23 protein-coding genes are annotated in these 25,920 nt (G+C 72.3%); 11 read left to right on the plus strand and 12 right to left on the minus strand.

The genetic code is table 11. From position 1 onward, the window contains the following. The first annotated feature begins 251 nt into the window (after window positions 1–251). Entirely contained in the window at window positions 252–1,235 is a 984-nt protein-coding gene (locus tag ABEA24_RS00385; RefSeq protein ID WP_345428105.1) for a C39 family peptidase, read from the plus strand. Between the two features lie 114 nt (window positions 1,236–1,349). Here the strand turns inward: ABEA24_RS00385 and ABEA24_RS00390 are convergent, their stop codons facing one another. Beyond that, window positions 1,350–1,862, minus strand: a complete 513-nt coding sequence (locus ABEA24_RS00390; RefSeq protein ID WP_345428107.1) for a DUF6069 family protein — start codon at window positions 1,860–1,862, stop codon at window positions 1,350–1,352. Window positions 1,863–2,018: 156 nt separating this feature from the next. Continuing rightward, window positions 2,019–3,173, minus strand: a complete 1,155-nt coding sequence (locus ABEA24_RS00395) for an MFS transporter (RefSeq protein WP_345429592.1) — start codon at window positions 3,171–3,173, stop codon at window positions 2,019–2,021. Window positions 3,174–3,416: 243 nt separating this feature from the next. Here ABEA24_RS00395 and ABEA24_RS00400 point away from each other — a divergent pair, with 243 nt between their 5' ends. Further along, window positions 3,417–5,129 (plus strand): sigma-54-dependent Fis family transcriptional regulator, encoded by a 1,713-nt coding sequence (locus ABEA24_RS00400; protein ID WP_345428110.1) that lies wholly within the window; start codon window positions 3,417–3,419, stop codon window positions 5,127–5,129. A 68-nt stretch (window positions 5,130–5,197) separates the two neighbouring features. Here the strand turns inward: ABEA24_RS00400 and ABEA24_RS00405 are convergent, their stop codons facing one another. Genes ABEA24_RS00405 through ABEA24_RS00415 form a run of 3 tightly spaced genes read right to left on the minus strand, consistent with a single transcriptional unit; the run spans window position 5,198 to window position 8,036 of the window. After that, window positions 5,198–5,485, minus strand: coding sequence for a zinc-binding dehydrogenase (locus ABEA24_RS00405; RefSeq protein WP_345428112.1), 288 nt, complete (start codon window positions 5,483–5,485; stop codon window positions 5,198–5,200). Then, window positions 5,482–6,579 carry an NAD(P)-dependent alcohol dehydrogenase gene (locus tag ABEA24_RS00410; protein ID WP_345428114.1) on the minus strand — a complete coding sequence of 366 codons (1,098 nt, stop codon included), beginning with the start codon at window positions 6,577–6,579 and terminating at the stop codon, window positions 5,482–5,484. Before ABEA24_RS00410 ends, ABEA24_RS00405 begins: the two co-directional genes overlap by 4 nt. An 11-nt stretch (window positions 6,580–6,590) precedes the next feature. Beyond that, a complete protein-coding gene (locus tag ABEA24_RS00415; protein ID WP_345428116.1) occupies window positions 6,591–8,036 on the minus strand; it encodes an aldehyde dehydrogenase in 1,446 nt (481 codons plus the stop codon). Between the two features lie 150 nt (window positions 8,037–8,186). Between ABEA24_RS00415 and ABEA24_RS00420 the strand changes: the two genes are divergently transcribed. Beyond that, window positions 8,187–8,798: a hypothetical protein gene (locus ABEA24_RS00420; RefSeq protein ID WP_345428119.1), complete on the plus strand. Its 612-nt coding sequence runs from the start codon at window positions 8,187–8,189 to the stop codon at window positions 8,796–8,798. Window positions 8,799–8,801: 3 nt separating this feature from the next. Here ABEA24_RS00420 and ABEA24_RS00425 read toward each other — a convergent pair whose 3' ends face one another. Next, entirely contained in the window at window positions 8,802–9,689 is an 888-nt protein-coding gene (locus tag ABEA24_RS00425; protein ID WP_345428121.1) for a LysR family transcriptional regulator, read from the minus strand. A 112-nt stretch (window positions 9,690–9,801) separates the two neighbouring features. Between ABEA24_RS00425 and ABEA24_RS00430 the strand changes: the two genes are divergently transcribed. Genes ABEA24_RS00430 through ABEA24_RS00440 form a run of 3 tightly spaced genes read left to right on the plus strand, consistent with a single transcriptional unit; the run spans window position 9,802 to window position 13,131 of the window. Continuing rightward, complete coding sequence (locus ABEA24_RS00430; protein WP_345428123.1) at window positions 9,802–10,308, plus strand: nuclear transport factor 2 family protein; 507 nt, start codon at window positions 9,802–9,804, stop codon at window positions 10,306–10,308. A 52-nt stretch (window positions 10,309–10,360) separates the two neighbouring features. Beyond that, on the plus strand, window positions 10,361–11,803 hold the full coding sequence (locus ABEA24_RS00435; protein ID WP_345428125.1) for an MFS transporter: 1,443 nt from the start codon (window positions 10,361–10,363) through the stop codon (window positions 11,801–11,803). Between the two features lie 23 nt (window positions 11,804–11,826). Continuing rightward, window positions 11,827–13,131: an FAD-binding oxidoreductase gene (locus ABEA24_RS00440; RefSeq protein WP_345428127.1), complete on the plus strand. Its 1,305-nt coding sequence runs from the start codon at window positions 11,827–11,829 to the stop codon at window positions 13,129–13,131. A gap of 16 nt (window positions 13,132–13,147) precedes the next feature. On the opposite strand, the gene ABEA24_RS00445 is transcribed toward ABEA24_RS00440, so the two are convergent. Together ABEA24_RS00445 and ABEA24_RS00450 are read right to left on the minus strand one after the other, a co-directional pair. Further along, window positions 13,148–13,414 carry an ArsR/SmtB family transcription factor gene (locus ABEA24_RS00445; RefSeq protein WP_345429593.1) on the minus strand — a complete coding sequence of 89 codons (267 nt, stop codon included), beginning with the start codon at window positions 13,412–13,414 and terminating at the stop codon, window positions 13,148–13,150. Between the two features lie 100 nt (window positions 13,415–13,514). Next, a complete protein-coding gene (locus ABEA24_RS00450) occupies window positions 13,515–14,078 on the minus strand; it encodes an NADPH-dependent FMN reductase (RefSeq protein ID WP_345428130.1) in 564 nt (187 codons plus the stop codon). Window positions 14,079–14,295: 217 nt separating this feature from the next. Here ABEA24_RS00450 and ABEA24_RS00455 point away from each other — a divergent pair, with 217 nt between their 5' ends. Then, window positions 14,296–14,781, plus strand: a complete 486-nt coding sequence (locus tag ABEA24_RS00455) for a MarR family winged helix-turn-helix transcriptional regulator (RefSeq protein ID WP_345428132.1) — start codon at window positions 14,296–14,298, stop codon at window positions 14,779–14,781. A 42-nt stretch (window positions 14,782–14,823) separates the two neighbouring features. On the opposite strand, the gene ABEA24_RS00460 is transcribed toward ABEA24_RS00455, so the two are convergent. Then, on the minus strand, window positions 14,824–15,906 hold the full coding sequence (locus tag ABEA24_RS00460; RefSeq protein WP_345428134.1) for a glycosyltransferase: 1,083 nt from the start codon (window positions 15,904–15,906) through the stop codon (window positions 14,824–14,826). On the opposite strand from ABEA24_RS00460, the gene ABEA24_RS00465 reads away from it, so the two are divergent. Next, on the plus strand, window positions 15,896–16,975 hold the full coding sequence (locus tag ABEA24_RS00465; RefSeq protein WP_345428136.1) for a glycosyltransferase family 4 protein: 1,080 nt from the start codon (window positions 15,896–15,898) through the stop codon (window positions 16,973–16,975). The genes ABEA24_RS00460 and ABEA24_RS00465 overlap by 11 nt on opposite strands. On the opposite strand, the gene ABEA24_RS00470 is transcribed toward ABEA24_RS00465, so the two are convergent. Together ABEA24_RS00470 and ABEA24_RS00475 are read right to left on the minus strand one after the other, a co-directional pair. Further along, window positions 16,954–17,334 carry a 6-pyruvoyl trahydropterin synthase family protein gene (locus ABEA24_RS00470; RefSeq protein WP_345428138.1) on the minus strand — a complete coding sequence of 127 codons (381 nt, stop codon included), beginning with the start codon at window positions 17,332–17,334 and terminating at the stop codon, window positions 16,954–16,956. The two genes, ABEA24_RS00465 and ABEA24_RS00470, sit on opposite strands and share 22 nt — an antisense overlap. After that, complete coding sequence (locus ABEA24_RS00475) at window positions 17,334–18,314, minus strand: zinc-dependent alcohol dehydrogenase (RefSeq protein ID WP_345428141.1); 981 nt, start codon at window positions 18,312–18,314, stop codon at window positions 17,334–17,336. The genes ABEA24_RS00470 and ABEA24_RS00475 overlap by 1 nt, the downstream gene beginning before the upstream one ends. Before the next feature lie 127 nt (window positions 18,315–18,441). Between ABEA24_RS00475 and ABEA24_RS00480 the strand changes: the two genes are divergently transcribed. Together ABEA24_RS00480 and ABEA24_RS00485 are read left to right on the plus strand one after the other, a co-directional pair. Continuing rightward, window positions 18,442–20,451, plus strand: coding sequence for a serine/threonine-protein kinase (locus ABEA24_RS00480; RefSeq protein ID WP_345428143.1), 2,010 nt, complete (start codon window positions 18,442–18,444; stop codon window positions 20,449–20,451). Between the two features lie 90 nt (window positions 20,452–20,541). After that, window positions 20,542–21,438 carry an alpha/beta hydrolase gene (locus ABEA24_RS00485; RefSeq protein ID WP_345428145.1) on the plus strand — a complete coding sequence of 299 codons (897 nt, stop codon included), beginning with the start codon at window positions 20,542–20,544 and terminating at the stop codon, window positions 21,436–21,438. A 32-nt stretch (window positions 21,439–21,470) separates the two neighbouring features. Here the strand turns inward: ABEA24_RS00485 and ABEA24_RS00490 are convergent, their stop codons facing one another. Beyond that, window positions 21,471–22,565, minus strand: a complete 1,095-nt coding sequence (locus ABEA24_RS00490; protein ID WP_345428147.1) for a carboxylate-amine ligase — start codon at window positions 22,563–22,565, stop codon at window positions 21,471–21,473. 273 nt (window positions 22,566–22,838) lie between these two features. Between ABEA24_RS00490 and ABEA24_RS00495 the strand changes: the two genes are divergently transcribed. Beyond that, entirely contained in the window at window positions 22,839–25,910 is a 3,072-nt protein-coding gene (locus ABEA24_RS00495; RefSeq protein WP_345428149.1) for an ATP-binding protein, read from the plus strand. Window positions 25,911–25,920 lie beyond the last annotated feature (10 nt).

The following is a 25,920-nucleotide window of genomic DNA, read 5'->3' on the forward strand; positions in this document are numbered from 1 at the left end:
CGGCCGTGGCTCGCCTGCTGCGCTCCGAATAGGGTCTGCGGTCCTAACGGGATATGGGTCCACAGGATCAATGCGATGCGCGGGACGGGGACTTCGGGTTCATACCGCTTCCGCGTAGGCGGCGATATCGTGTCGCGACGGTAATCGCCGTTAAAGCGGGCCGATTGTGTGTTTCCTCGAACGAATCGGGTGATCTCCCGCCGGTCGAGCGTTTTCCCGGTCAGTCGGCCGGCACCCATTGGGAGGAAATCGTGAAGCGTCGGTGGATCGTCCCTGTCGGGCTCGCGGTCGGAGCCTCGACGCTCCTCTCCGTTCCCGCGGCGGAAGCGGCGAGCTGGGGAGCGCAGAGCAGCAGTGGCGTCAAATACGAGACGTGCACGAGTGCGCGCAGTTACAAGAACGTCGCCTACGTGACCTGCATCCAGCACTCGTCGGGCTTCAACAAAGCGCGCGTCGTGATCCGGGTTTCGGTATCGGCGAAGCGCTCCGTCAAGGGCAACCCTTATCTGAGGGTCATCGGCCGTTCGCACAATGTCAGCGCGCCGAGCTGTTCGGGAACTCTGGCGAAAGGCGCCAAGAAGCAGTGCGCGACGGCCTGGCTGAACGCGACGCGCATCGTCCAGTTCGGTGAGGGCACGATCTGGATCTCGGGCAGCAGGCGGCCCGGGATACGCGTCCGGGGAATGCACTTCTGGGGCAAGAAGCAGGAGAACGCCGAGAAGTACTGCGGCCCGGCCTCGGTCCAGGCGGCCATCCACACGATGAAGGGCTCGGCCCCGTCCCAGTCGACGCTGGCGGGCAAGCTGAAGACCAACACGTACGGGTTCACGCCGCCGAACAAGCTCGCTCCGGCGCTCAACGCCTACAAGCCGAGTGCGATCGCCTCGTACCACCTGTACGACTTCGGCTCGACCGGCCAGTCGACCGAGTACGCTTTCCGCCAGCTCTGGCGGTCGGTCGAGTCGGGCAACCCGGTGGTGTACCTCGTCGACCCGAGCAAGCTGCCCTGGTCGAGCGCGTCGGGCACCCGGGTGCGCCACTACATCGAGTTGCACGGGTACTCGGCGGTCCAGGACACGGTCGACTCCAACGTCACCGGCGGGTGGAAGGTCGACCGTTTCCAGGCGTTCGACCCCGCGAGCGGCTCGGTGCACAACATCACGCCGATCCAGCTGCTGAACGCCTCGGTGGCCTCGGACTACATCGACGACGACATGGTCTTCGCCGCCAAGTAACGGGTCGGCCCGTGGCCGCCGTGGTGTCACGGTGGCCACGGGCCCTCGCCGGAGTGATCGCCGAGCATCTCCGGTGTCAGGACACCGATACCTCTCGGCGATCAACCACCCTCGTCAGCGGTACGTCCACGGCTCCTGCCGGTGGCCGGCCGGGTTGCCCTCCCGGTAGGCCTGGTGCCGGTGGTGGCGTACGGCGGTACGCGAGACGCCGAGCAGCGGCGAGATGATCGCAACGCCGATCAGGAGGTAGAACGCCGCGGTCTCCACCTGGGTGAGGAGCTTCTCGTTGCCGAGGAACACCTGCAGGACGACGAGGACCATCGCGAGTGAGGCGATCCAGGTGAAGAACTGCGAGGCGCTCGGAGTGGTCGCCATCAGCAGGTGAAGGAGGCCGGTCGCGATCAGTGTGACCAGTGCCGCCGCGATCGGGAACGCGACCATCGCGTAGTCGGCGGACTGCCGCAATCCTCCGGGGCTGATCACGGGAGCCTGGAGCACGCGGTGCAGCACCAGCACCCCGACCAGCGCGACTCCGGCGGCGACCAGCGCCGTCGCCGCGCCGCCCGCCCAGAGCCGACCTGCGTCGGCGCGGGTCTGCTCGTCCCACGAATAGTCCGTCGAACTCATCGTTCACTCCTCGTCGGAGCGACGGCCGGGGGGCGGCCGCGCCCCTCGTCGGGGTCCGGGGAACCTCGCCAGGTTGTCGAAACGTCACGCTGCGTGTCAACACAGAAGGCTCTTCTCGGCACAATCCGCCCAAAAGTCACACTGGTAACGGCAAGATCATGGGGTCCTCCGCCGTCGACGCTTGTCTTCACGGCGTCCCGCGGACCGTACCGCCAGGGCCACGACCAGGATCGGGACGGCGGCCAGGGCGAACAGGCTCCCCGGGCCCATCCAGGTGGAGCCGAGCGCGTACGCGGCGTAGGTCAGCACGGCGACGATCTCCGAGCCGAAGCCGGCGACCGAGGTGACCGTGGCACGGGACTCGTCGCCGATCTGCTCTTGTAGGCGCGCGTCGGCGTTGCTCATCGCCCATTCGAAGACGCCGAAGGCGAGGGCGACGGGCAGCAGCCCCGCCGCCCGGCCGCTCGCCGCGCCGGCGGCCAGGCATCCGGCGGCGAGGACCAGCAGGCCGGCCGTCCACCGCGTGCCGCGTCCGGCGAGCCAGCCGCCCGCCGTCATCCCCGCCGTCACCAGCAGGACGAGGAGCGGGACGACGGAGGCCGGGGCGCCGGTCGACCCGGCGAGCAGCGGGACGTACTCGTCGAGGGCGCCGGCGGTTCCCATCAGCACCGAGACGATCAGCAGCGACCGGCGGACCGCGGGCGTACGGCGGACCTCGGCGAGGCCGGCGCGGAGCACCTCCCGATACCCGGGGCCGCGCTCGGTGCGGCCCCGCGAGCCGGGCAGCGAGCGGGCGGCCGTCGCGCAGAGCAGGCAGGCGGCGACGCTCGCGATCCCCGCGGCGCGGTGGCCGCCCAGGGCGACGACCGGCCCGGCCAGGCCGGTCGCGGCCATGACCGCCAGCATGCCCATGGCGTGCGTACGGCCGAGGATCCGCGGAAAGGCGTCGGCCGCGCCGTGGCGCGTGAGTTCCTCGTACACGAGGGCCTGCAGCGTCCCCGAGCGCAACGCGCCGCCCGCGCCCCAGAGCACGAAGCCGAGCGCGAAGGAGAGGTACGACGGGGCGAAGGTCCACAACGCGAAGCCCGTACCGGTGAGGAGCGGGGCGATCGTGAGCAGTGACCTGCGGGAGAAGACGTCGGCCCACAGGCCCGCCGGGATCTCCAGGACGAACGAGGTCACCGACCAGATGACGAACAGCGACGAGATCGCGGCGGGAGACAGCCCGGCCTTGGCGAACAGCACCGCGTAGACCGGATACAGGAGGACGAAGTCCTCGAGGAACGCGTAGGCGTACAGCCGGCGCGCGATTCTCGACTCAGGTGAAGATCAATGTCGTCGTCGCATGGCCGTAGCGTACGACAGCGTCGTCCGCGCGGCCATCGGGTTTACGCGCGCCGCGACCGTAGATATCGGGCACATTATTGACGACGATCAGAGGAACGCCTAAGGTTAGTTTGACCTTTCGAATCGCAGGTGAGTCGGCGATGAACCTGGACGACGAGCGCCGCGTATCCCCCGAGCCTTGGACGCTCACCCCGCGGGGATGACGGTATGGGACGCCCCGATGCCCGCGCGCCGCGGCGGGCCGCCGTGGCGGCCGACGACCGCGGATTCACGACGATGTTCCCCGAGGCAGAGCGGCTGCGCCCGGAGATAGCGCAGTCGTGGCGGCGCTCGTCGCTGTCCGGGCTCCGGCCGGACGCGCCGGCCGACCGGTTCACCGTCCTCGACGTCGACCTCCGCAGCAGGCTACTCGTGGCGGCCACGCCGGTACTCGACGCGATGGCCGAGGAACTGGCCGGAACCGGCTTCTTCGTCGCCCTCGTCGACCAGGAGTCGCGGGTGGCCGCGCTGCGGTTCGGCGAGCCGTCCGTGCGGGCGACGATGGAGGGGCTCGGCGCCGCCGTGGGGCGCTCGTTCCGCGAGGAGACCACGGGCACGAACTCCATCGCCACCGCCTTCGAACTCCGCCAGGGCATCGCCGTACGCGGCCGGGAGCACTACCTCGAGGCGTTCAAGCGGCTGAGCTGTTACGGACATCCGCTGATCGACCCGGCGAGCCGGCGGATGATCGGCGTCCTCGACATCACCTGCCAGACCAAGGACGACAGCCCACTGCTCGCCCCGTTCCTCCTGCGCGCCGTACGGGACATCGAGCGCCGCCTGCTGAACGGCGCGCGGGAGGCCGAACGCCGCATGCTGGCCGCGTTCCAGGCGGCCGCGCTGCACAAGCCCCACCCGGTGCTGATGCTCGGCAACGGCATCGTGCTGGCGAACCCGGCGGCGATCGAGACGCTGGACGGCGCCGACCACGCGCTGCTGTTCGGCCTGGCCGCCGACGGGCCGTCCGGCCGGCCGGCGACGCGGGAGCTGGCGCTGTCCTCCGGGCGTACGGCCCGGGTCGCCTGGTCGCGTGACGGCGACAGCGGGGGAACGCTGTTCGAGCTGTCCTTCCCCGATGACGGCGGGGAGCACGTGCCGCGTTCGGCGCCGCGCCGCGACCGGTCGGACCGGGAGCTCGAACGCCACCGTGAGCGACGGCTGCCCGTGCTCGTCCGCGGTGAGCCGGGCTCGGGACGCAGCACCGCCCTCCGGTCGCTGGCGGGACCCGCCGCACCGGCCGTCCTGGACGCCGCCGACATCGATCGGCGCGGCGAGCGCGCCTGGCTGGCCGACCTGGAGCGCCTGGCGGGCGAGCACGACGGGCTGGTCGCGATCGAGGCCGTGGAGCTGCTGCCGGAGCCCGTCGCCGCGAAGGCGGCCCGCCTGTTGCGCACCGCCAGGGCGTGGTTCGCCCTGACCGCGTCGTCCGCGGCCGAACTGGGCGGCGAGCGAGCCGCCCTCGCGGCGCACTGCATCGCGCGCGTGGATCTGCCGCCGCTGCGCGCTCGGCGCGACGAACTCCCCGAACTGGCCCGGGTGATCCTGGCCCGGCACACGGGAGGGAGACTGCGGCTGACGCCGACGGCCCTGGAGGTCCTCGCCGGTCACTCCTGGCCGGGCAACCTCCGGGAGCTGGAGGAGGTCCTCCGGGACGTCGCCGCGCGGCGCTCCACCGGGGACGTCACCGTACGGGACCTGCCGCCCGCCTATCAGGGCAGCCGCCGGTCACGCCGGCTGACCCCGCTGGAGCAGGCCGAACACGACGCGATCGTCGCGGCGCTGCGGGCCGGCGAGGGCAACAAGGCGCACGCGGCCCGGCAGCTCGGCATCAGCCGGACGACGCTCTACAACCGGATCCGCGCACTCGGCGTCGCGCTCTGAACGCCTCGGCCGGAGTGATGAACGGCCCGGCGGGGGTGACTTCCCTTACTCGGCAATGGAGATCACGGTTACCGGACCTCCAGGACGATCTTGCCGTCGACGCGCTGGCCGGTGAGGCGTTCGGTGGCCTTGCCGACCTCGGTCCAGGGCAGCACGTCGTCGATCGGGGAACGCAGCCGACCCTGGCTCACGAGGCCCACGAGCCGGGCCAGCATCGGACCGCAGTCGGTGCCGGCGGCCATGAAGCTGCCGAGCCACAGCCCCTGCAGGCGAGCACCGGGCGTGTGGTAGAAGTCCACGGGGTCGAAGCCGGCCCCGCGATCGAGGCGGTGACCCCGCCAAGAGTGCGTCGTCACATCAGGACGACGGGCTTGACCGTGACGCCCTTCTCGGAGTCCTCGGCGGCGCGGTTGATCTCCTCGAACGGGTACGTCCGGATCAGCCGGTCGAACGGGAACCGGCCGCGTCCGTACAGGTCGATGAGCTGCGGGATGAACAGCCTGGGGACGCTGCCGCCTTCGACGATGCCCCGCACGGACTTGTCGAACAGCAGTGCCGACATGTCCAGCGACACCTCGGTGCCCATCGGGGCGGCGCCGATGACCCCGCAGGTGCCGCCGAAGTTCAGGACGTCGACGGCCGTGCGCAGCACCGCCGGACTGGCCGTGGTCTCCACCGTGAAGTCGGCGCCGCCCCCGGTGATCTCCATGATCTGCTCGACGAGTCCGTCGGCCGCGCCGTGGAGGCCGTGCGTGGCGCCGAGCTCGGCGGCGAGCGCCAGCCGCTCGGGGACCAGGTCCACCGCGACGATCGGGCCGCAGTGCGCGACGTCGGCCGCCATGATCGCGCTCAGCCCGACCCCGCCGGCGCCGAAGACGACGATGGAGCTGCCGGGCGACGGGGCGAGCGAGTTCAGCACCGCGCCCGCTCCTGTCTGGACGCCGCAGCCGAGCGGAGCGGCGAGCTCCAGCGGCAGGTCCCTGGGCAGCGGCACCACCGCGTGCTCGGGCGCCAGCGCGTAGGTGCTGAACGACGACTGGCCGAAGAAGTTCGCGTTGATCGGCGAGCCGTCGCCCAGACGTACGGTCGCGGAGCCGTCGGCGCGGCGGCCGCCGAAGTTCCGGGGGAAGAAGTCCGTGCAGTACGAGGGCCGCCCGCGCAGGCAGTTGCGGCAGGTCCGGCAGAAGTTGAAGGACATCGCGACCCGGTCGCCGGGCCGTACGGAGATGACGTCGGAGCCGACCTGCTCCACGATGCCCGCGCCTTCGTGGCCGAGCACGACCGGGGGCTCCGGCGGATACCACTGGTCCCGGACGATGAGGTCGGTGTGGCAGATCCCGGAGGCCACGACCCGGACGACGACCTCATCCGGCCGTGGCTCGTCGAGGACGACCTCGCGCAGCTGGAACGGTGAGCCCTTGCCGGGCATCACGGCTGCGGTGGCGTACATGACATTGCCCCCTATCCCGCCAGGTAGACGGACTTGAGCTGCTGGTAGGCGGTGAGCCCTTCCGGGCCGAGTTCGCGGCCGATGCCGCTGTCCTTGACGCCGCCGAACGGCGCCACCGGCTCGGGCAGGTAACCGTTGACGCCGATGGTCCCGGTCCGGACCCGCGCGGCGACCGCGACGCCCCGGTCGGGGTCGGAGGTCCACACCGAGCCGCCGAGGCCGTAGTCGGAGTCGTTGGCGATCGCCACGGCCTCGTCGACGTCGGCGTACGGGGTGATCGCCAGCACCGGGCCGAAGATCTCCTCCTGGGCGATCGTGGCGCGGTTGTCGACGTCGGCGAACACCGTCGGCTCGACGAACCATCCCCGGTCGCGGCCGGCCGGCCGCCCGCCGCCCGCGGTGAGCCGGGCGCCGTCGCTGCGGCCCTTGGCGATGTAGGACTCCACCCGGTCGCGCTGCCGGGCGCTGACCATCGGGCCGATCTGCGTCTCCGGGTCGAGGGAGTCGCCGACCCGCAGGGCCCTGGCCAACTCGGTGACGGTGTCCACGACCTGGTCATACCTGCTGCGCGGGGCGAGGACACGCGTGCCGAGATAACAGGTCTGGCCGTTGTTGAGCAGGCACGCCCCGAACAGCTCCCGCAGGTGCCCGTCGAGGTCGGCGTCGTCCAGCACGATCGCCGCGGACTTGCCGCCGAGTTCGAGCGTGACCGGCCGCAGCAGCCGGCCGCAGGTCTCGGCGATCGACCGGCCGGCCGCCGTCGACCCGGTGAAGGCGACCTTGTCGACGCCCGGGTGCGCCACCAGGTGGGCGCCCAGCTCCCGCCCGCCCGTGACGATGTTGACGACGCCGGGCGGGAGCTGCGCGTGGATCACCGCCTGCGCCAGCAGGTAGGCGTCGAGCACGGTCTCCGGAGACGGTTTGATCACCATGGCGCATCCGGCGGCGAGCGCCGGCGCGATCTTGAAGGATGCGAGCGTCTGCGGATAGTTCCACGGCACGATCGCCGCCACGACCCCGATCGGCTCCCGCCGGACCAGTGCGGACCCGCCGAGCAGCCCCGTCCGGGTCTCCTGCGTGGGGGTCCGCCGGATCAGGTCGGCGTAGTAACGGAGCACCAGGGCGGGCATGCCCGCCTCGATCTGCCGGGCGATCGCGATCGGCATGCCGTTCTGGCCGCTCACCCGGGCGGCCATGTCCTCCGCCCGCGTGTCGAGCGCGTCGGCGAGGCGCTCCATGGCCTCGGCCCGCGCCTCGGGCGGCCACGCGGCCCAGCCCGACGGGTCCTCGAACGCCCGGCGCGCCGCGGCCACCGCGTCGTCGGCGTCGGCCTCGACGGCCTCGGGGACGTCCCCGATCTCGTCCTCGCTGTTGGGGGACCGGACGACGATCCGCCCGGTGCCGTGAGGCTCGGCCCATTCGCCGCCGATGAACAGGGAGTCGTATCGCAGTCGCATGGCGTCCTCCGTTTCGCCGGGAGAGGCCGGGCCGTCGGTGACGGCCCGGCCGGCTTCCGCCCGAAGCCATGGTCAGGCCGTCGGCGGCCCGCTAACTGTCCAATTTCTGGACACCGCCGCACCCGGTCGCGTCAGGGGAGAATGCCGGTCATGCCCAGGTCCACGACGACGGTGACGCCCCCTGCGGCGGCCCTTCCCGCGAACGAGACGAACCGCTACCTCGCCAAGGTCAAGACGTCCCTGGCCCGCCGGTGGTCGCACACCCGTATGAAGGAGCTGTACGACCAGGCCGACCTCGCCAGGTACCTGTGGGCGCTGGAACGGGAGGCGGAGGCGCTCGACGTGCTGCGCTCCGTCACGGCGGCGGTGCCACCGCCGAGCGGGGATCCGAACTACAACGTCTGGAGCCCGGTCGTCACGATGAACGCGCTGGAGGCGCGGATCCGCCGCCTCGCGGGCGACGAGACGGGGGCCGGGACGGCGGCCGCGCGGATCCTGGCCGACCCCGGGCTCGCACCGAACCGCGACTTCATCACGGGGGAGATCGCCGACGCCCCGGCCGCGCTGGACGAGGCGAACGCGGAGACGTCGGTGAAGTGGGCGTGCCACAAGCTGTCGCGGCGAACCGGCTCGCTCATCCACCTCCACGAACTGGCCGTCGCCGGCCACCCGTACGGCCAGTGGTACGACGCCAAGGAGGTGGACCGGCTGATCGTCGAAGGGCGCGCGCTGCTGGCCGCCCGGCTGCGGGCGGCGGCCTGACCCTCAGGTGACCAGGTCGTGGGCCGCCTCGGCGAACGCGCGGACGCGAGCGGTGGCGCCGTCGGCCCGCCACAGCAGACCCCAGAGCAGCGGTGGGGCGTCGCTGAACGGGACGTAGACGACGTCGGGGCGCGCGTAGTAGCGCCTGGCGTGCGCGCCGACCGGAAAGACGCCCTGGCCCGCGCCGATGAGGGTGAGCACCTCGTTGAACGTGGATGCCGAGGGACCGGGTTCGATCGGCCGTCCAGAGGGCGTGGTGCGCGGGGTGCGGTCCTCGCGCAGGGCCCCGGGCAGCGTGCCGGGGAGCTGGAGCAGCTTCACCCGGGCCAGGTCCTCCAGGGAGACCGACGCGCGGCCGGCGAAGGGGTGTTGGGAGGGGACGGCGAGAATGCGCGCCTCGGAGACCAGGACCGGGCCGGTGGCGATGTCCGGCTCGTCGATGGGGAACGTGCCCATGGCGAGGTCGACCTCTCCGGCCCGCAGCCAGGGCATCAGGTCGATCATCTGCGCTTCGCGAAGCTGAACGTCGCAGTCGGGATGGCGTCCCCGGAAGAGCTCGGTCGCGCCGACGAGCAGCTGCCCGCTCGCGGCGCCGACGAAGGCCACCCGGAGCATCCCGGTGAGGCCGCGGCCCGCGACGACGGCCTGCTCGAACGCCGCGGTGATCTGGTCCCAGGCGGGCCGTACCCCCTCGTACAACCGCTGTCCCGCCGCGGTGAGCTCCACCCGGCGGCTGGTGCGGTTGAACAGGGGCACTCCGACGCGGCGTTCCAGCTTGGCGATGGTCTGGCTGATCCGGGCAGTGGACACGCGCAGGCGCTCGGCGGTGCGGCCGAAGTGCAGCTCCTCGGCGAGGGTGAGGAACGCCTCCAGCTCGTGTCGCTCCATCATGACCGTTAAGTCTAGCTTGACGATCCTTGCGCAGAGCCGCGTTGATCGCGCCCTTCCCGCAGACGAGGGTGGAACCGCTCGACCACCCCTCTGACCTGCATGGGAGTCAACGATGTTCGTCACCGACGAGTACGCCGTGTCCGCCCGGCCCGGCGATGCGGACGCGACCGTCAAGGAGTTGCGGGATCGCGCCGAGATCCTGGACGCGCTGTACCGGTTCGGCCTCGGCCAGGACCTCAAGGACAAGGAGCTGTTCGCCTCGGCCTTCGCCGCCGACGCCGAACTGGACTTCCGCCCCGCGGCCGCCAGATGGGGCGGACGGCCGCCGGTGATGTCCGGCCGGGACACGATCGTCACCACCATCCTCGCCATGTTCACCGGCCGGGTGGACACCACCCACCAGGTCACCAACCCCCGCGTCGCCGTCGACGGCGACACCGCCCGGCTGACCGCCCTGGTGGAGGCCCAGCACCTGCTCACCGCCGACCACGGCACGTTCGCCCTGCTGAAGAACCCCTACGACGTCGAGCTGGTCCGCGACGGGGACCGCTGGGTCATCCGCCGGATGCGCATCGAGAACGCCTGGTACACCGGCGACCCCACCGCCATCTTCGGCTGACCGGACCGGTTCTCGCTGACCTCTCCTTCGAGTCCTACGGAGGCATCTCCTCATGCCCGAATCTCACGAGACCGGCTTCCGCCGCCCGGGTGCGGCACTGGCGCTGCTGGCCTCCGCTCAGCTGATCATTTCTCTCGACTACAACATCGTGTACGTAGCGCTACCGGAGATCGGCTCGGCGCTCGGATTCTCGGCGCAGACGCTGCAGTGGGTGGTGAGCGCCTACGCCGTCGCCTTCGGCGGGTTCCTGCTGCTCGGCGGACGGGCCGTGGACCTGATCGGGCCGCGCCGGATCTTCGTGCTGGGGCTGGTCCTGTACGCGGTGTCGTCGCTGGCGGGCGGCCTGGCCACCGCGCCCCTGCCACTGGTGACGGCCCGCGCGGTGCAAGGGCTCGGCGGCGCGCTGCTGTTCCCAGCGACGCTCACCCTGGTCTCCACCGGCTTCGCCGAGGGGCGCGAACGGAACCGCGCCTTCGCGGTGTGGGGTACGGCCGGCGGCAGTGGCATGATCCTCGGCTCGCTGCTGGGCGGGGTGCTGACCGACACGTTCGGCTGGGCCGCCGTCTTCTTCGTCAACGTGCCGCTGGCCGGCGTCGCGGCCCTGCTGGCCCTGCCGCTGGTCCCGCGCGGCGCCGTGCGGAGGACCGGCCGCCGGTTCGACCTGGCCGGGGCCCTCACCGCGACGGCAGGGACCACGCTGGTGGTGTTCGCCCTCGTGCAGGGACCGGAGTCCGGCTGGGGCGCGCCGGCCGTGGCGGGTGCGGCCGTGCTCGGCGTGGTGCTGCTGGCGCTGTTCGTCGCGATCGAGGCCCGCAGCACCGACCCGTTGCTGCCCCTGCGGCTCCTGCGCGGCCGCGACCTCGGCACCGGTGTACTGGTCACCTTCCTCTACATGGCGACCTTCGGCACTCTGCTGTACTTCCTGACCGTCTACTTCCAAGTGGTCCACGGATACGACGCATTGCGCACCGGCCTGGCCTTCCTGGTGCCGATGGCCGCGATCGTCGCCGGATCGCAGCTCGGCGGGCGGCTGGCGACTTCCCGCGGCACCCGAACCGCCATGATCGCCAGCCTGGTCGCCGGCGGCATCGGGACCGTCATCGTGGGTGCGAGCCTGACCACCGACGGCTCCTACCTGGCGCTGCTGCCCGGCCTGATCGTCCTCGGCGTCGGCCAGGGCGCCGGCTACACGCTGATGTTCGGCGCCGCGACCGCCGGGACCCCCGCCGACCAGCAGGGCGTCGCCTCCGGGGTGGCGTCCACCGCGCAGCAGGTCGGCGGGGCGGTCGGCCTCGCCGTCCTGGTCGCGATCGCGGGTGCCCACACCGGAGGACAGGTCGGGCCCGCGCTGCGTGCGGCCACCACCGACGGCCTGCGCACCGCCGTCTTCGTCGCGTCCACCGGGATCGCGCTCACCGCCCTGGTCGCCCTCGGCTTCACCCCCACTCGCCGCCGGACGGAGCACGCCGACGTGCTCGAACACGTCGCGGCCTGATCCACCACGAGAGAAGGAACATCATGAATTCCCTGATCGCCCTGCGCTCGGTCGTCCGCGGCCGGGTCCTGCTGTCCGGCGACCCCGGCTTCGACGCCGCCCGCCGTCCCTGGAACCTGGCCGTCGAGCAGCCGGTGGCGGCCGTGGTCGAAGCCGTCGACGCCGACGACGTCGCCGCGCTCGTCCGCCACGCCCACTCCGCCGGACTGGGCGTCGCCACCCAGCCGAACGGGCACGGCGCCACCGGCCGCACCGACGGCACGATCCTGCTGCGCACCCGGATGCTGGACACCCTGGAGATCGATCCGGCCGCCCGCCGCGCCCGCGTCGGGGCGGGCGTGCCGTCGGGCCGGGTGCAGGCCGCCGCCGCACCGTACGGCCTGACCGGCCTGCCCGGCAGCTCCCCGGTCGTCAGCGTCACCGGCGTCGCCCTCGGCGGCGGACTGAGCTGGTTCGGCCGCAAGCACGGCTGGGTCGCCGACAGCGTCACCGCCTTCGACATCGTCGACGCCGAGGGTCGGCGGCGGCACGTCACCGCCGACACCGACGCCGACCTGTTCTGGGCACTGCGCGGGGGAGGCGGCGACTTCGCCATCGTCACCGCCCTGGAGCTGGCCCTGCACCCGGCCCCGCACCTGTACGGCGGCCGGATCCTGTGGACGGCCGAGCACGCCCCGGACGTGCTGGACGCCTACCGGCGGATCGCCGCCACCGCCCCCGACGAGCTGACCGTCTGGCTGGACCTGCTGCACTTCCCCGGCGCGGACCCCATGGTCGCCGTCGACGCGACCTACCTCGGCGACGCGGACGAGGCGCGCGACCTGCTGAGCCCGCTGGACGGCCTCCCCGGACCGCTGTCGGACGGCAGGCGGGTCATGCCGGTCTCCGAACTCGGGACCATCACCGCCGAACCCACCGACCCGGGGGCGGGCCTGTCGCGCGGCGAGCTGCTGACCGAACTCGACGACGTCGCGGCCAAGGCGCTGCTCGCCGACCCGATCGCCCCGCTGCTGAGCGTGCAGATCCGGCATCTTGGCGGTGCGTTCACCCAGCCGTCGGACAGCCCGCACGGCCCGCTGACCGAGCCCTACGCGCTCTATCTGTTCGGCATCCCGACCGACCCGGCGACGGCCCAGGCCGTCGCGGACCGGCAGCGCGTACTCGCCGAGGCCCTCCCGGTGAGCGGCCGCAAGCCCCTCACCTTCCTGAACCCAGGGGAGACCGTGGCCGACGCGTTCGCCCCCGCCTCGCTCGCCCGGCTGCGCGACGTCAAGCACCGGCACGATCCGCACAACGTGTTCCGCAGCAACTTCCCCGTGCTGCCCTGACGGCCGGCGGCTCCCGTCAGGCGGTGGCGGCACCACGTGGCGGGACGTCGGTCACGCCGAGACGACGGTGCTCGATGTGACTGACCGCCTCGTCCAGCAGCGTGGCGACGTGGTTGTCGTACAGCTGGTAGACGACGCTGCGGCCGTGCCGGTCCCCGGTGACGAGGCCGAGATGGCGCAGGTAGCGCAGCTGGTGGGAGACGGCCGAGCGCTCCATGGCGATCGAGTCGGCGAGCTCGCCGACGGCGCACGGGCCCTGCCGCAGGCGGCTGAGGATGCGCAGTCGGCTGGGCCCACGCCGCCCGGCCCGCGACCCCCGTTCCCGCCGGCTCCGGCTGACGCGTCCTTGCGCGCGTCAGCCGCAGGGTGCCGGCCGGCACGTGTCAGGCCCGGACGGTCCTGAGGGCGCGGGCCCAGGATTCCAGCTGCTCGAACAGGACGACCGCCGCGTCGTCGTGCTGCTCACCGGGCTTGAACACCGAGAAGTTCTCGAAGTCGGTGAAGAGCGAGAACGACAGCTGCTGGCGTACGTGGGCCAGCTGCAGTTCGCTGGCGACGGCCCGCAGGTGTTCGATGGCCCGGGCGCCGCCGAGGGATCCATAGGAGACGAAGGCGGCGGCCTTGTTGTTCCACTCCCCATAGAGGTAGTCGATGGCGTTCTTCAGGACGCCCGAGGTGGAGTGGTTGTACTCCGGGGTGACGAAGATGTACCCGTCGAACTCGGCGATCTTCGCGGCCCAGGCCTTGGTGTGCTCGCCCTGGTACTGGCCCATGGAAGGCGGGATGGCCTCGTCCAGGTGCGGCAGCGGGTAGTCGGCCAGATCGACCAGCTCGTACTCGGCGCCGGTGCGGGCGCCGGCCCGGTCCACCACCCAGTCGGCGACGGCCTTGCCGTTACGGCCGGGCCGGGTGCTGCCGAGGATGACGGCGATCTTGAGGTCACTCATGTGATGTTCTCCTTCACGAGCCGGTCGGCCGGGTGGCGGGCCGGCGGGTGTACGGCGGGCGCGAATCGCGGCGTCGACCTGCAGGTCACGGCCTGCCAGGCCGTTGAGCGCGATGATGTTGTCGACTCACTTGAACTTTCAATCGTCACCCTAGGGAGCCTCGCATGAAATTTCAAGTGTCGTTGTTTGAAGTTTCAAGTGAGCTAGACTCGCGGGCATGTCCGAACGCCTGCCCGCCTCGAACGATCAGCCGCGCTGGCTGAGTTCGGACGAGTTGGACACCTGGCGATGGTTCACTTTCCTGCTGTACCGGCTGCCCACCGCGTTGGAGGCCCAGCTGCGCTGCGACGCACAGCTCAGCTTCGTCGAGTACTACGTCCTCGCCGCGCTGTCGGAGCGGCCGGAGCGCCGGATGCGCATGAGCGACCTGGCGGTTCTCGCCTACTCCGAGCTGTCTCGTCTCTCCCATCTGATCAGCAGACTGGAAAAGCGGGGCTTCGTCCGGCGTGAGCCGGACCCCACCAATGGCCGGTACACCCACGCGGTCCTGACGGACGCCGGCTACGCCCACCTCGTCGAGGCCGCACCGGGACACGTGGCCGAGGTGCGCGAACTTGTCTACGACGTCCTTGACCCGGCCGAACTGCAGGGTCTGCGCACCGCTGCCCAGAAGATCATCGACCGCATCGACTCCCGGCAGTAGGGCGACCGTTCATCGCAGGGCGGGTCGACGTGTGATGCGCCTCTACGTCGGACCTGCTGGTCTCTCTGGGGTGAGTTCCCGAAGCGTGCCGAAGAAGACCGCCGCGCTGTCCTCCCAGGTGGGGAACTCCTCCGCCCGCAGCCGGGCCGCCGCGGCGAGCCGGTCGCGCAGCCCGGCGTCGGCGCACAGCCTCGCCAGGGCGGCCGTCAGGGCGGGGACGTCGCCCGGTTCGACGATGAGGCCTTCGCGCCCGTCCCGGGCCAGGTGGGGGAGGTTGCCCGCGCGCCATCCGACGACGGACAGCCCGGCGGCCATGGCCTCCCCGTACACCGTGCCGTACGGCTCGCGCAGGCTCGGCAGGACGAAGACGTCGGCGTCCCGGTAGAGGCGGGCGACCTCCTCCTTCGGCAGGCGCCCGTGGCGGATGACCCGTCCGGCCAGGTCCCGCTCGCCGAGCCGTCGCCGGACCCGCGCGGCGTACGCGGGGTCGGCGTCCTCGTCGCCGGCCAGGTGCAGGCGGGCGGCGCCGTCGGGGAGGGCCGCCACCGCGTCGAGCAGGTCGAGGACGCCCTTGCGGGGCAGCCAGTTCGCCACGCACAGCAGCGCGGCGCCGGTCCCGGCGCGCAGGTCCGCGGCCGGACCCGGGGGTGGCTCGGGAACGTCGCGGCCCGGCGGGACGACGACGAGGCGGTCGCCGAAGCCCTGCCGGGCGAGCTCCGCGCCGAGCGGTTCGCTGGCGACGAGTAGCCGGGCGGCCCGCCGGTACGTCCACCGGTCCAGCACGGCCTGCGCGAGCGCGCGCGGCCGGCCGTGGTCGATGCCGCCGGGCGGCTGGTGCAGGATCGCGGCGACGGGCAGGCCCGGCGGCATGCGCACCGGTGCGAGGAACGCCGCGCAGATGCTGTCGATCAGCATCACGTCGGGGCGCTGATCGCGGACCGTCCGCAGGACCCGGCGCGCGGCGAGGGCCGGGAGCGGGAACGCCACGGACGGGAAGGAAGCGAACGTGAGCCGGGCGTCGTACGCCGGCGCGAGCTCGGCCATCCGCCGGTGGTAAAGGTAACCGCCCGTCATCGCCAGCGGATCGCCCAGAGTGACGAGGGAGATCGAGACGGTGCGGGTCATTCACGTGGCTCCGGCCGCTTTCGGGGCCGACGGTGTGTACGGCGGTGGTGAACGGTATCCGCTGATGCTGGCCCGGGCCCTCGCGAGCGGCGTCGACTGCGAGCTGGTGACGTTCGGGCCGTACGCTCGCCTGATCCGGGAGCCGGGCGGCCTGCGGATCCGGGTGCTTCGCCGGCGGGGGTGCTGGCGCGGGCATCCCGCGCACCCCCTCGCCCTGGGCCTACCATCGGCGCTGGCCGGCGCCGACGTCGTCCACACGCATCAGCTGCGCAGCGCGCCCAGCCGGCTGGCGGCTCTCGTCCGGCGACGGCATCTCGCGGTGACCGACCACGGGCTGGGCGGCGGCGGATGGTGCGGGCTGCTGCCGCGCCTGTTCGAGCGGTTCCTCGTCGTGTCGCGGTTCTCCGCGCGGACGCTGAACGCCCCGCCCGGCCGCACCGACGTCCTGTACGGCGGCGCGGACCCGGCCTGCTACCGCCCGGACCCGCGCGCCGACCGCGCCGGGGTGCTGTTCGTCGGGCGGATCACCCCGCACAAGGGGCTCGACCGGCTGATCCGGGCGCTGCCCGACGACGCCGAGCTGACCGTCGTGGGCAGCGGCGGGCACGATCCGCGCCCGCCCGAGTCCGGCTATCCCGCCCTGCTCGTCCGGCTCGCCGCCGGGAAGCGCGTACGGTTCACCGGTCCCGTCGACGACGCGGAGGCGGCCCGGCTGTACCGGGAGGCCGCCGTCCTGGTGCTGCCGTCGGTGCACCGGACCTGCTACGGGCGGACGGTGGCGATCTCCGAGCTGCTCGGCCTGACCGCCCTGGAGGCGATGGCGAGCGGCACACCGGTGATCTGCAGTCGGCTCGGCGGGCTGCCCGAGGTCGTCCGCGACGGAGAGACCGGGTTCCTCACCGAGCCGGGCGACGTCGGCGAGTTGCGGGACCGCATCCGCACGCTGCTCGCGGACCGCCCGCTCGCCCGCAGGCTCGGCGACGACGCCCGGCAGCTCGTCCTCGAACGCTTCACGTGGGACCACTGCGCGCAACGCTGCCTGACCGCCTACGCCACGATGCTCGAGTAGCCGCCGAACGCCTCCGGCGACTCCCAGACCCGTACGGACAGGGTCTCCGCGCCGGCCTTGCGCACCGTCTCGGCGAGCGTGTCGTGCGCCCAGCGCGCCAGCACCTCGACGGTGACCGCCGCCGCCTCGGGCGGGCGGATCATCTCCAGGTCCCGGTCCTCGATCCCCCCGAGCATGTCGGTGAGCGCCGCCTCCAGGACGTCCAGGTCGCAGACCATGTCCTGCTCGTCCAGGCGTTCGCGGCCCACGACGACCTCGAACCGGTAGTCGTGGGAGTGCGGCTCACCCTCCGGCGGCGGTTTGCCGGGCATCTGGTGGATCGCCCGTACCGTCTTGTTCAGCCCGACCTCGTACCCCATCAGCCTTCCCTTCCGTACGACAGCGCGGCGTGCATCAGGCCCTCCTCGCCGCGGTCCAGGGCCGCGAACGCATCGGCGACCCGTTCGACCGGGAAGGTGTGGGTGGCGAGCGCGTCCAGCGGCAGCCCGGCCAGCAGCGCGGCGGCCTCCCGGCGGCGGCGCTCGATCGTCCAGCCGACACTGAGCGCGGCCGGGATCGTCGAGACCTGCGTGCTGCGGATCGTCAGCCGGCGGCGGTGGAAGTGGCGGCCGAGCGGGAGCGTCGCGTCCTTGGTGCCGAGCCACGAGGCGATCAGCAGGGTGCCCTCGTGCGCGAGGAGGGCGAGCGCCGGTCCGGGCGCGTCCGGGCTCCCGGTGGCGTCGACCACCGTACGGGCGCCCGCGCCGCCGGTCTCGCGCCGGAGCACCTCGGCCAGTTCCTCCGGCGCCACGGCGCGCAGGCCCAGCGACGCGGCGAGCTTCCGGCGCCAGGGGAGCGGATCGGCGACCACGACGCGCGCGCCGGTCCGCTCGAGCAGGAGGGCCGTGAGCGTGCCGAGAACGCCGAGGCCGAGCACGACGACGGTGTCGCCGTAGCCGGGGGCGGCGTCCAGAGTGACCTGCAGGGCCGTCTCCACCAGCGGGAACAGCGTGGCCACGCGCGGGTCCACCGCGGGCAGGCGGATCAGGGAGTCCTCCGACGCGGTGAACACGTCCTGGTGCGGATGGAAGGCGAAGACCAGGTCGCCGTCGTCGGAACGGCCGACGCAGCTGTAGCCGTAGACGAACGGATAGCCGAAGGTGCCCGAGAGGGCGTCGATGCTCTCGTCGAGGGCCGTCTCCGGCGGGACCTCCCCGCGGTAGGCGAGCAGTTCGGTGCCCGAGCTGATCCCGGAGAAGATCGTCTCGACCGTGACCTGCCCGGGTTCCGGGGACTCGACCTCGCGTTCGCGGAGCTCCACGCGCCGGGGACCGACATGCAGAACGAACCGGGCTTTCACGGCGCGAGCCTACCCTTCCGCGGACTCTGGAAAACAGAGACCTCCGGCTGACCCTTTGGGGCGTCACCTCCCGTGATCGCTAAGGTGGGGCGGAATGGGTGGATGGTCCGGTGCGTAGGGGGATGTGGTGGAGTCACTCGCGCCCGGAGATCCTGCGCAGATCGGCCCGTACGAGCTGATTGGTCGTCTGGGGGCCGGCGGCATGGGACGGGTCTATCTCGGCCGTGCCGCCGACGGGAGGCAGGCGGCGATCAAGGTCGTCCGGCCTGAGCTGGCCGATGAACGAGACTTCCGCCGCCGGTTCGCCCGGGAGATCAAGGCGGCCCGCGCGGTCGACGGCCGTTACACCGCCTCGGTCCTTGACGCCGACCCAGATGCCGAGTCGCCGTGGCTGGCGACCGCCTACATTCCCGGACCGTCATTGGCCGATCACGTCGCCGACGGCGGGCCGATGGGTGAGGAGGACCTGCGCCGGCTGGCCACCGGCCTTTCGTACGCGCTCAGCGCGATCCACGCCGCCGGCCTCGTCCACCGGGACCTGAAACCCTCGAACATCCTGCTGGCCACCGACGGGCCGCGGGTCATCGACTTCGGCATCGCGCGGGCGGCCGAGGCCAGCGCGCTGACCCGCACCGGCGTGACGATCGGATCCCCGGGCTACATGTCACCCGAGCAGATCAACGGCGAGGCGGTGGAGACACCGAGCGACGTGTTCTCCCTCGGCGCGGTACTGGCGTACGCGGCGACCGGCCGGTCCCCGTTCGGGGCGGGCGCAACCCCGGCGTTGCTGTACCGCGTCGTGCACAATGCCCCGGATTTGACCGGAACGCCGGACGCCCTGATGCCGCTGATCGCCGCATGCCTGGACAAGAACCCTGCCGCCCGGCCGACCGTCCGCCAGATCCTGGCCACGGTGGCGCCACCGGTGATGGTCGCCCCGACCATCGTCGAGCAGGCCGACACTCGTGTCGCGACCAGGACGCTGCCCGTGACCCCGGCCGTCAGCCGGCGGCGGATCCTTGCCGCCGGCGGCGCGGCCGCGGTCGCCGTGACCGCCGCAATCACCGCCCCAGCGCTCTTGACCGGCCCCCGCAAGCACCTCCGTAAGAAGAGCCCCAGCCCGGCTCCGGTCGACACCCACCCGGTCAACCCGCCACGGACCCTGTGGCAGCGGCCCATCCCCTCCGAAAGTGAGGTGGCCGCCACCCGCGACGCCATCGTGGTGACCGAAGGTGAATCCGATGGGCTTCTGCTCGGCCTGAACCCGGCGACCGGCGCGCAACGCTGGAAGTGGACCGTCTCCAACAACAGCGCCATCGGCGGGGTCGTCGTGGTCCAGAACACGCTCTATGTGGCCATGGGGTGGCGGACCTACGCGCTCGAGGGCTCCAGCAGGAAGCGGTTGTGGTCTCCCGAGGTGGACTTCTCCGAGTTCGGCGTCTCGAACACGGCCGTGGTGGGCTGGGCTGATGACGGCTCTGGCTCCGGCTCCTCGACGCTGACCTGTCTGGACGTGGCCAACGGCCACCGGCGGTGGACATACGGCGGGGGCACCGCCGACAAGCTCTGGATCAGCGTCTCCGACAAGGTCGTGGCCTTCGCCGACGAGCCGAATGTGAGCGCTCCGAACGTCTACGCCGTCGATACGGCCACGGGTAAGGAGCGGTGGCGGTTCGCCGCCGGCAGGGTCCTCGGCCAGCCGCTCGCCACCGACAGGGCCGTGTACGTGGGCGGTCAGGAATCAACGCCCTTCTACGCGCTGGATGCCGAGACCGGTCAGGTCCGCTGGAAGGCCGCGTGCGGGCAGAACATGCCGGCGCCGGTGGCCGACCAGTCGACGGTTTACGTCATCGATGGCAGCGCCAACACTCTGCACGCGTTCAATGTCACCGACGGCTCCGAGCGGTGGAGATTCGACGGCAAAGAGTTCCGGGGCCTGTGGGGCCCGTTCAACGGCGTCGTCTACCTGACCAGCCTCTACGACATGACCTACGCCCTGAACGCCCAAACCGGACGTCTCCTGTGGAGCCACCACGCCACCAAGCCACAGCGGGTCGACGTCACCGGCGATGGCACCATCGCCCTCACCTGCTACACAGCCATGGATAAGAACACGGTGTACGCCCTGCGCGCTTAGCAGACCCATCGCGTATCACCAGGGGACCTGAACCACGGGCCGCCGGCGGGCGTCTGTTCTGTCGGAACACGACGGCGAGAGGCGGTTTCCATGGTGTCGAGGCGTGCCTTCCTGTTCGGCGGCGCGGGCGTCGGGGCGGTCGCGGTCGCCGGAGGGGTCGGGGCGGTCCTTGTGGAGGAGGACGTGCTGCCGGGCAAGGTGGCGTTCGACCGGGCCATCGGGCGTTGCGGGTCCGTGCCGAGCCCTCCGCCCACCCCCGGCGTGGTCCAGACGCAGACCTTCTCCTCGCGTCGGCGGGGCACCGACGTCACGGCCGTCGTCGTGCTCCCGGCGGGCGTCACGTCGCTGCGAGGACTGCCGGTCGCGGTGGCACTGCACGGCAACGGCGGCAGTGGGGCCTCGGCCGCCGCCGGTCTCCGGCTCGACCGGTACCTGACCGAGGCCGTGCGCACCGGCAAGGTACCGCCGTTCGCGCTCGTCGCGGTGGACGGCGGGCCGAGCACGTACTGGCACCGGCGCGCGAGCGGCGAGGACCCTCTCGGGATGATCGTCGATGAGCTGCTGCCCCGGCTGCGCCGGCAGGGGGCGTCGACGGACCGGTTCGGGGTGATCGGCTGGTCGATGGGCGGCTACGGCGCGCTGCTCCTGGCCGAGACGGTCGGCGCGCCCCGGATGGCCGCCGCCGTCGCCTCCTCGCCCGCGCTGTTCCCGTCCTATGACAACGCGCGCCGGACGAACCACCAGGCGTTCGACGACGCGGCCGACTTCGCGCGCAATGACGTGTTCGCGGGCCTGGATCGGCTGAGGGGCGTTCCGACCAGGGTCGACTGCGGCACCAGCGACCCGTTCGCGCCGATGGTCCGCCGGCTGCGGGCGCGGCTGCACCCAGAAGGGGCGATGAGCGGCGGATGCCACGACGGCGCGTTCTGGCAGCCGCACCTGCCGGACCAACTGGCCTTCCTCGGCGGTCACCTGCACGCCCGCTGACCGGGCGGTGGCCGTAGGCAGGTTTTATGGCTTCACGACTCCAGCGTGCGGGCGACGGCGTGGGCGACCACCTGGGACAGGTCGCCGGTCCGCTGGTGGATCTCCCACTGCTGTTCCGCGCCGTTACCCCGCTTGAGGACGCCGAGCAGGAGTCCTTCGACCGGGACGAGGTCGCCCGTGTCGGCGAGCACAGGCGTCGTGTGGTCGAGCAGTGCCCGTACGACGGTCTCGGCGGGGGCGGGGTGGCCGGTGACCGGATGGACGAGCTCGTGCCGGAGACCGGAGCGGGCCGCCCGCCAGGTGGCGAGCTTGAGCTGTGAGGTGCGCACCGGCGAGGCCGCCTCGCCCGCCCGCCAGGCGCGCGCGGCGGTCTCCACGAGCGCGGCGACGAGGGTGGCGACCAGCACGGCGTCGTCGATCAGGAGGCAGACGTCGGCGATGCGGATCTCGATCGTGGGGTATCGGCAGGACAGCCGCGCGTCGAAGTAGACCATGCCCTCGTCGAGGATCGCGCCGCTGTCCAGCATCGCCGCGATCGCCGCCCGGTAGGCGGCCGCCGTACCGAACAGCTCGGTCGGGCCGGAGGACGGCCAGCGGCCCACGACCTGCCGGCGGTAGCTGGCGTAGCCGCTGTCGGTGCCCTGCCAGAACGGGGAGTTCGCGCTCAGCGCCAGCAGGGGCGGCAGCCAGGGGCGGATCCGGTCGAGGACGGCGACGCCCTCGTCGGCGGACTCGACCCCCACGTGAACGTGACATCCGTTGATCAGGTGCTCGTCGGCGGTGAGGGAGTACTCCTCGGCCATCCGCAGGTAGCGCGCCTTGGGCGTGACCGTGGGCCGGACCGGCAGCGGGGAGGTCGCGAGCGCGGCGAGCGCCACGCCCTGACGCCGTGCGGCGGTCGCCGCGAGGTGGCGTTGCAGGCGGATCTGGTCGGCGAGCTCGGTCATGGACGAGCACGGGCGGGTGCCGGTCTCGAGCTGTTCGCACTGGAACTCGTTCTGGAGCAGGCCGCCATCACCTCCGTGGGGCTCCCGCCGGATTATGGCGTCGGCCGCGGCACGGGGCCGTCCACTGATCGGGTCGACGAGGAGGAATTCCTCCTCCACTCCCACGGTGCGAATATTCACTATGTCCTACTCTGCTGGTTTTCAGCGATGGAAAAGTAAAGGCATGGCAGTTCCAGTTCAGGCCGCACCAAAAAGATCCCCCGTGATCGTCGATCAGCGCCCCCGTGACAACGTCAGAGTAAAACGGCGGAACGCTCCAATTAACGGAAATCCTTGGATTAGCAGCTAAATAGCACTGATCGGCCATTGATTGGCGAACAGGAGTGGCGGGAGGGGCGGAAGCGACTAGGCGGACGGTCCCGAGTGCACCGGTTTGCCGGGACAATCGGCGGCATGTGGTTCGGCATCCTCGGTCCCCTGGACGTCCGGTCGGCCGAAGGGGAGACGATCTCCGTGGGCGGTCCCCGGCCGCGTGCGCTGCTCGCGATGCTGCTCCTGCACGCGGGCCGGGCGGTCGGCGTGGAGCAACTGGTCGACGGCCAGTACGGCGACGAGCCCCCGGCCGGGGCTCTCAACGCCGTCCAGGCGCAGGTGTCCCGGGTGCGGCGTCACCTGCCGCCTGGAATGCTCGAGTTCGACGGGATCGGATACCGGCTCGCGGTCGACCCCGACGACGTCGACGTCCACCGCTTCGAGCGGCTGGCCGGGGAAGGGCGGAGGCTGCTGGGCGCGGGCGGCCACGCGGACGCCGCCGCGATCCTCCGCCGGGCGCTCGGGCTGTGGCGCGGCCCGGCACTGGCCGACCTGCCCTTCGCGGACGCGGACAAGGCCCGCCTGGAAGAGCTCCGGCTGGCCGCGACCGAGGACCTCGTCGAGGCGCAGCTGGCCCTGCCCGACGGGTCACCGGTCGCGGAGCTGCGGCGGCTGGTGGCCGAGCACCCGCTGCGGGAGCGGCTCCGCGGTCAGCTCATGCGTGCGCTGAACGCCGCAGGTCGGCCCGCCGAGGCGCTCGCGGTGTACGAGGAGACCCGGCACGTGCTCGCCGAGGAACTCGGCGTCGACCCCTCCCCGGAGCTGGCCGCCATCCAGCTGGCCCTGCTGCGCGCCCAGGAGCCGGAGCCGGTGCCGCACCGGCGGCCGACGGCCCAGCTGACGAGCTTCGTCGGACGCGAGCGCGAGCTCGCGCGCATTGAGGAGCTGCGGGACGCGCGGCTCATCACGATCCTCGGGCCCGGCGGCGCCGGCAAGACCCGGCTGGCGATCGAGGCGGCGAGCCGCGGCCCGCGCGAGGCGGTCTTCGCGGACCTGTCCCCGCTGGAGGACGGTGACCAGGTCCCGCAGGCGGTCCTCGGCGCGCTCGGCCTGCGCGAGACCGGATTCCAGTCGCTCGAGGCGCCCGATCCGATCGCACGCCTCGTGGCGGCGATCGCGGACCGGGACCTGCTGCTCGTCCTCGACAACTGCGAGCACGTCATCACCGCCGCCGCGGCGCTGGCCCGCCGGCTGCTGGGCGAGTGCCCGGGGCTGCGGATCCTGGCCACCAGCCGGGAGCCTCTCGGGATCACCGGCGAGACGCTGGTGCCGCTCGCGCCGCTGGACGTCCCGCCGCCGAACTCCACGCCCGCCGACGCCCCGGACTACCCGGCCGTGCGGTTGTTCGCCGACCGGGCGGCGGCCGTACGGCCCGGCTTCGAGGTCGGACCCGACAACGCCGAGGCCGTCACGCGGATCTGCGCGGCGCTCGACGGGCTGCCGCTCGCCATCGAGCTGGCCGCGGCCCGGTTGCGCACTTTCCCCGTGGAGGAGATCGCCCGCCGCCTCGCCGAACACGACCGCTTCCGCCTGTTGTCGCGGGGCGACCGTACGGCCGCGTCCCGGCACCAGACCCTGCGCGCGGTCGTCGAGTGGAGCTGGGACCTGCTCGGCCCCGACGAGCGGGTGGCGGCCCGGCGCTTCTCCGTCTTCGCCGGAGGCGCGTCGTTCGAGGCGATCGAGGCGGTCTGCGGCATGGACGCGGCGGACACCGTGGTCGACCTGGTGGACAAGTCGCTGATCGAGACGGACGGCACCCGCTACCGGATGTTCGACACGATCGCCCTGTTCTGCGCCGAGCGCCTGGCCGAGACCGACGAGCCGGAGCGCGTGCGTGCCGCCCACGCGCGCTACTTCCTTGACCTGGCCCAGCGCGCCGACCCTCAGCTGCGCCGGGCCGAGCAGCTGGACTGGCTGGCCCGGCTCTCCGCCGATCATGACAACCTGATGGCCGCCCTGCGCTGGTCCGTACGCCATGACCGGGAGACGGCGCTGCGGCTCGTCGCCGCACTCGGCGCGTACGGCTGGCTGAGCGGGCGGCGCGGCGAGGCGGGGAAGGCCGCGGCCAGACTCCTCGAGACGCCCGTCGAAGGGCTGGACGAGGAGTACATCGCGTGCGTCGTCCAGGCCATGCCCCGGCCCGGTCCGGAGCACTGGAAACGGGCGGAGACGATCATAGGGACGATGGACCGGCCCCTACGGCACCCGTTCACCGCGGCCCTGTGGGCGATGACCGCCGGGCCGCCGGGGCCGGCCGGGCGCAGCGACCGCCTGCTGGAGGGCGACCCGTGGATCCAGACGCTGGAACAGCTCGGCGTGACCCTGATGATCCTGCTCGGCGGCGATCCGGCCGAAGGGGAACGCCGGCTCGCGGACGTGCTGACCCGCTTCCGTGCGATCGGCGAGCGATGGGGGACCGCCCAGGCGCTGGACTGGCTCGCGGTGATCGCGGGCCGGCGCGGTGAGTGGCCGCGCGCACGCGACCTCTGGCACGAGGCGCTCACGCTGCTCGACGAACTCGGTGCGTACGAAGAGACCGTCGACGTCCTCGTACGCCGGGCCGAGGCGCTGATCCGGGAGGGCGACCTTCCCGCCGCGACCGACGATCTCCGGCGGGCCGAAGAACTGTCCCGAAAGGCCGGCCGTGCGGACGCGCCGGCGTCGGTGCATCTCGGGTTCGCGGAGATCGCCCGGTTCGGCGGCGACCTCGCCGAGGCCAGGCGACGGCTCGATGAAGGCCTGCGCGTCTCCGGAAACGTGAGCTTCGGCGCCGAGACGACACAGCCGTGGATGTTCACCGCGCTCGGCCGGCTCGCCGAGGCCGAAGGGGACGACGACGCGGCCCGGACCTGGCATCACCGCGCCGTCGCCGCCGCACGGGAGTCCCCGATGGCCGTCGACCTCGCCGACGCCGTCGAGGGACTCGCCGGGATCGTCGTACGGGGCGGGGCAGGGGAACGCGCCGCGGTCCTGCTGGGGGCGGCGGTCGCGCTGCGCGGGACGGCCGTGGCCCGCGACCGGGACGTCGACCAGGTCGCCGCCCGCGCCCGCGACCTCGTCGGCGCGGAGGCGTTCGCCGCGGCGTTCGCGCGCGGTGCCGCGATGTCCCGCGCGGAGGCGCTGACAGTCGTCGACGAGGCTGTCAGCGGATAGCGGACGGACT

This window comes from Actinoallomurus vinaceus (assembly GCF_039542055.1).
In the GTDB taxonomy this organism is placed as follows: Bacteria; Actinomycetota; Actinomycetes; order Streptosporangiales; family Streptosporangiaceae; genus Actinoallomurus; species Actinoallomurus vinaceus.